The sequence below is a fragment of the Mesorhizobium sp. P5_C1 genome (assembly GCF_054049815.1).
The window spans coordinates 1-4,342 of the sequence record NZ_JBFULQ010000461.1; the positions used below are offsets into that span (position 1 = coordinate 1).

Consider the following 4,342-nt stretch of genomic DNA (forward strand, 5'->3'; position numbering starts at 1 on the left):
GGGTCTCCGAGGCCCTTCCCGCAACCATTGCCGCGCTCGCCGACTGGAACGGGTCTCCGAGGCCCTTCCCGCAACCATTGCCGCGCTCGCCGACTGGAACCCCAGCAACGCCGAGCCCATTCCCGATGCCGCCTTCGTGGCGCTCGTTGCTGACCTGAAGAGTGGCGGAGCAACGCAAATCGTCGCGCGCGCCGGGACGCGTCTCAACTACGGCCTGCCAGGCATGCGCGCCCTGCTGATGAGAACGCGTACGGCTGTCCAAGGTACCTCCCCCTCCGCTGACGCCCGGCACGTTCTGGCCGGCATCTCGCCCAAATGGGAAGAGGTGGCGACTTGGTCGGTCATTCGGCAGGCCGGTGGGCCTCTGACTGATTTCTATCTTCTCTCATCACTGGACCTGAGGCGGGATCCACAGGATCACGTCCGGCTGGTGGACGTATCGGATCGCGTGTTTGTCCCCACAATCATGCGCACCTTCGAAATATCGCTCGTCGTCACAGTCCTGGCATTCCTGTTTGGATTTCCGTTTGCCTATCTAACCGCGAGCGTCTCAGACCGCGTGGCCCGATTGCTGATCTTCATGGTCCTGCTGCCGTTTTGGACGGCCGTCCTCGTTCGCACTTTGTCCTGGATGGTGCTGTTGCAGCGAAATGGCATCATCAACCAGGCCCTGATGGACTTCGGATTGATCGACCAGCCGCTTGAGCTCCYGTTCAATCGCTTCGCGGTCTACGTCTCGTTGTTGCACATCTTCGTTCCCTACATGGTGCTGCCGCTCTACAGCGCCATGAAGTCCGTGCCGCAATCGCATATGCGCGCCGCAGCATCGTTGGGTGCGCCTCCCTGGATTGCCTTTCGTCGCGTTTATCTGCCCCAGATCGGACCGGGTGTCGCTGCAGGCGCTCTGCTGGTGTTCATACAATGCCTTGGGGTCTTCGTTATTCCGGCCATTCTTGGCCAGTTTGAACTGGGGCCTTGCCCCTACATGATCGTCTTCTACGTCAACCGCAGTTTGAACTGGGGCCTTGCAGCGGCGCTGTCCGTGATCCTGCTCGTCGCGGTGTACCTCTTTTACTGGCTGTTCACGAAGCTCGCCGGCACCACGAAACTAAGTGTGGGGTAAGTCCTATGTCGACGCGTCCCTTTGAAACGAATGGGCAAAAATTTGCCTTCTGGGCCCTGCGTGGTTTTGGCGTGCTGTTTTGCCTGTTCCTGATCGGACCGATCTTTGTGTTTGTCCCCCTGTCCTTCAATGACCTGGCGCTCTTCCATTACCCCATCGAGACGTACAGCCTCCGATGGTACCGGGAATTGATCGGGTCGCTCGAGTGGCGCCGGGCATTGATCAACAGCGTCGTGGTCGCCACAGCCTCGACATTGCTCGCGACTGCATTGGGCGTGAGTGCCGCGGTCGGCCTTTGGAAGGCAAAGTTCGCGGGCAAGAATGTCTTGATGGTCATTTTCCTGACACCAATGATCGTGCCTAGCGTCATTGCCGGCGTAAGCATGTATCTAGCACTGGTACAAGTCGGGCTGGACAACAGCTACACGGGCTTGATCTTCGCGCACACGGCGCTCGCTTCGCCTATGGTCGTCGTTACAGTTTCAGCGACGCTCGCCCGCTTCGACGCCACGTTGCTTCGCGCCGCCGGAAGCCTGGGTGCGGGACCGCTGACTGCGTTTCGTCGCGTCACCTTTCCACTCATCCTCCCTGGGATCGTCACCGGGGCCATTTTTGCCTTCGCAATCTCTTTCGACGACGTCATCGCCGCCCTGTTCATCGCTGGGCCGAGCCAGCGCACCCTTCCCGTGCAGATGTACAGTCGGGCGACGGACCTGTTCGAACTCACGATCGCTGCCGCGGCGACGGTGATGCTGGTCATCGCGGTGCTGCTGATGACGGCGCTCGAATTCCTTAAGAGGCGCGAGAGGCTTCCGCCGACCGCGAACGGCTCTCGGTGAAACAAGCCAAATCCACATCTCTGACCAAAGGCCCCCCGGCCGGGATCGGAATGAAAGAACCGGAGACTTCCTTGGACACGATTGTCGAATTCCTCAACATCACGAAAACCTACGACGGGCGCACGAGGGTCGTTCGCAACCTCGATCTCAAGGTTGCTAGAGGCGAATTCCTGACCATGCTCGGACCGTCAGGCTCGGGCAAGACGACGTCCCTGATGATGCTGGCGGGATTCGAAGCGCCCTCCTCCGGCGAAATCCTGCTCGAAGGCAAGTCGCTTTCCAGCCAGCCCCCCTATAGGCGCGACATTGGCGTGGTGTTCCAGAACTACGCCCTATTTCCGCACATGACCGTCGGCCAGAACATCGCCTTTCCCCTTGTCATCCGAGGCATGTCGCGCAGCGAGATCGATGCCCACGTTGCACGTGCCCTTGACATGGTCCGCCTTCCGCAGGTGTCGGGACGGCGCCCTGCCGAGTTGTCCGGCGGCCAGCAGCAGCGCGTGGCCCTGGCCCGTGCTCTCGTCTTCGAGCCCAAGATCGTCCTTATGGACGAGCCATTGGGCGCGCTCGACCGGCAGCTGAGGGAGGAGATGCAGCTTGAGATTCGAGCCATCCACAAGCGGCTTGGCGTGACCGTTGTCTACGTCACGCATGACCAGGGGGAAGCGCTGACAATGTCCGATCGAATTGCCATCTTCAACAACGGCGTCGTTGAGCAGTTGGCGGGCCCGGAAACGCTGTACGAGCACCCTGAGAATGCCTTCGTGGCGCGTTTTGTTGGCGAAAACAATCTGCTCCCGGGATTGGCGACCCAATTTCGCGGCGACGCGTGCGAAGTGGAGGTATCAGGATCCGGGCGGCTCGTCGCGCGGGTCGGCGATATCCGCAACAACTACGTGAATGCCGTCGTCTCAATCCGGCCGGAGAAGGTCAGGTTGGCCTTGTCCGAAGACGGCAGCGAGTCGGCGAACAGTTTTCCGGCTGTGGTGGAAGAGGTCGTCTATCTCGGCGACCAGACGAAGCTCATCATGCGGCTCAGGGGTGGCCAGTCCCTCATCGCCAAGATGCCGACGAGCAGTCAAAGCCGGGGTCACCGCGCGGGACAGGACGTGACGGCGCGTTGGGACTGGACAGATTGCGTCGCGTTTAAGGAGGAGCCGCGACCCGTGCTTGCACCAAACGAGGTGCTCAAATCCCCGAAGCCCGTCGAACGGGCCCGCAATCAACTCGAGCTAACGGGCTTTGGCCACTACTCTTGATTGGGGCAAACCCATTCCTGTGACGGCCGTGCGCAGGTCCATCGCTCTCGACGGATCCAACGCAGAACGACAGATCCAACATTTCGCTCAAGGAGCAGACCATGCGGCCACAGCCCAGCAAGAACTTTCTGCGCGATAGCAACGCGAAGCACGTCTACCATCCTATGGCACATCCCAACGATATGGAGGCCCACCCTCCCCGCATCATCGCGCGCGGCGAAGGGGTTTATGTGTTCGATGACGACGGACGCAAAGCGGTGGACGCCGGGGCAGGCCTATGGAACGTCAATCTCGGCTATTCGAACCAGGCCATCAAGGATGCTATCGCCGAACAACTGGCGCAACTGCCGTATTATTCTGCGTTCAAGGGCTCAACCAATGAGCGCCTGATCGAACTTAGCCATGTGCTCGTGGAGATGCTGCAGCCCGAGGACATGAGACGGGCCTTTTTCACGTCGGGCGGATCGGATTCCGTCGAGACCGCGCTCAGGCTGGCGCGACAATACTGGAAGATGATGGGTCAACTGGATCGCAGCAAGTTTCTGTCCATCAAGCGCGGCTATCACGGGACCCATTTCGGCGGCGCCTCCGTCAACGGCAACACTACGTTTCGCCGGGCATATGAACCACTTCTACCGGGCTGTTTCCATGTTCCGGTCCCGTTCGACTATCGCAATGCCTTCAATGAGGCCGATCCGACAAGGCTCGCGGAATTGTGCCTGGCCGCCGTGGAGGACGAAATCCAGTTCCAGGGCGCCGATACGATCGCCGCCTTTATCGCCGAGCCAGTGCTGGGTGCCGGCGGCGTCATCGTTCCGCCGGAAGTCTATTGGCCTCGACTGCGGCAGATCCTCGACCGTCACGGCATCTTGCTGATCGCCGATGAGGTCGTTACCGGCTTCGGCCGCACTGGCAGCTGGTTCGGCTGCCGGGGGTGGGGCGTCAAGCCGGACATGATTTGCCTGGCTAAGGCAATCACGTCGGGATATTTTCCGATGGGCGCATTGGTCGTCAACGAGCGTCTCGAACGGGCTTTCAAAAACAACACGGACGCGATGGGCATCATATCCCATGGCTACACCTACTCAGGCCATCCGGTTGGCTGCGCTGCAGCACTTGCG

The 4,342-nt window shown here is 60.4% G+C and carries 4 protein-coding genes; all 4 read left to right on the forward strand.

Annotation, left to right across the window (positions count from 1 at the left end):
* The coding region (locus ACXJ7R_RS25775) for an ABC transporter permease (RefSeq protein WP_457154293.1) at positions 1 to 1,123 on the forward strand (1,123 nt) is incomplete at its 5' end.
* A 5-nt stretch (positions 1,124 to 1,128) separates the two neighbouring features.
* Positions 1,129 to 1,962: an ABC transporter permease gene (locus tag ACXJ7R_RS25780; RefSeq protein WP_457154294.1), complete on the forward strand. Its 834-nt coding sequence runs from the start codon at positions 1,129 to 1,131 to the stop codon at positions 1,960 to 1,962.
* Between the two features lie 71 nt (positions 1,963 to 2,033).
* Entirely contained in the window at positions 2,034 to 3,221 is a 1,188-nt protein-coding gene (locus ACXJ7R_RS25785) for an ABC transporter ATP-binding protein (protein WP_457154295.1), read from the forward strand.
* A 101-nt stretch (positions 3,222 to 3,322) separates the two neighbouring features.
* Positions 3,323 to 4,342 (forward strand): aminotransferase class III-fold pyridoxal phosphate-dependent enzyme (locus ACXJ7R_RS25790; RefSeq protein ID WP_457154296.1); only part of this gene is annotated, 1,020 nt, incomplete at its 3' end.

Bases quoted from the DNA above. Each gene is read 5' to 3' on its own strand.
- ACXJ7R_RS25780 (WP_457154294.1), top strand. From the start codon at position 1,129: ATGTCGACGCGTCCCTTTGAAACGAATGGGCAAAAATTTGCCTTCTGG.